This window comes from Methylobacterium sp. J-072 (genome assembly GCF_022829425.1).
Taxonomy (GTDB): Bacteria; Pseudomonadota; Alphaproteobacteria; order Rhizobiales; family Beijerinckiaceae; genus Methylobacterium.
Genome location: NZ_JAKSYK010000070.1, coordinates 1 through 1,110, shown reverse-complemented (window position 1 = coordinate 1,110; position 1,110 = coordinate 1). Strand labels below are relative to the sequence as shown.

Here is a 1,110-nt window from a genome sequence, read left to right as displayed (position 1 = left end):
CCACCTCGCCAAGAAGCACCTGATGGCCATGCAGGTCGGCGACCGGGGCTTCTTCTACCACTCGAACGAGGGCAAGGCTGTGGTCGGCATCGTCGAGGTGATCCGGCCCTACTACCCCGACCACACCGACGCGACCGGCCGCTTCGGCATGGTCGACGTGAAGGCCGTCGAGCCCCTGCCCCGGCCGGTGACGCTGGACGCGATCAAGGCTGATCCGGCGCTGGCCGACATGGTGCTGGTGAACAATTCGCGCCTGTCGGTGCAGCCGGTCACCGAGGCCGAATGGGACTGCATCCGCGCCCTGGCCGAGACCCCGTAAAGTCCCGGTTTCAAAAGGTCGTCGACCTTTTGCGGGTCCAGGGCGGAGCCCTGGCGTCTCAGGCGGCGCGGTTGAAGGCGTTGCGGGCCGGCACGAAGGCATCGGCGCCGACATCGACCGGGGGCAGCGTGTCCATCACCCGGGAGGCCGGCAGGGTGACGATCACCTCGGTGCCCTCGCGGGGCCGCGAGGACAGCTGGAACTGGCCGCCGTGGAGCTCCACCAGCCCCTTCACGATCGGCAGGCCGAGGCCCGAGCCCTGCTCGGCGGTCTTGATCGCCAGGGAGCCGCGGCCGAACGACGACATCACCGTGCCGAGTTCGTCCTCCGGGATGCCGGGGCCGCTGTCCTTCACCGAGACGTACTGGCCCCCCGAGGCGGTCCAGCCGACCTTCAGCCAGATCTCGCCGCCGGGCGGCGTGAACTTCACGGCGTTCGACAGGAGGTTGAGCACGATCTGGCGCAGCGCCCGCTCGTCCGCCCAGAGCCGCGGCAGCGAGCCGTCGACCAGGTCGTGGAAGGTCTGGTTCTTCGCCTTGGCGCGCAGGCCCATCATGTGGCGGCACTCCTCGACCACGTGGGCGAGCTGCACCGCCTCCTCGTTGAGCTCGTAGCGGCCCGCCTCGATGCGCGACAGGTCGAGGATCTCGTTGATCAGGTTCAGCAGGTGCATCCCGCTGTCGTGGATGTCGTTCGAGTATTCCCGGTAGGACGGCGCCGTGTGGATGCCGAACACCTCGTTCTTCATCACCTCCGAGAAGCCCAGGATGGCGTTGAGCGGCGTGCGCAGC

The 1,110-nt window shown here is 68.5% G+C and carries 2 protein-coding genes; one reads left to right on the top strand and one right to left on the bottom strand.

The features are described 5' to 3' along the window. The coding region (locus tag MKK67_RS06645) for an EVE domain-containing protein (protein ID WP_243962939.1) at nucleotides 1-319 on the top strand (319 nt) is incomplete at its 5' end. Nucleotides 320-377: 58 nt separating this feature from the next. Here MKK67_RS06645 and MKK67_RS06640 read toward each other — a convergent pair. After that, on the bottom strand, nucleotides 378-1,110 hold a 733-nt coding region (locus MKK67_RS06640), incomplete at its 5' end, for a sensor histidine kinase (protein ID WP_243962937.1).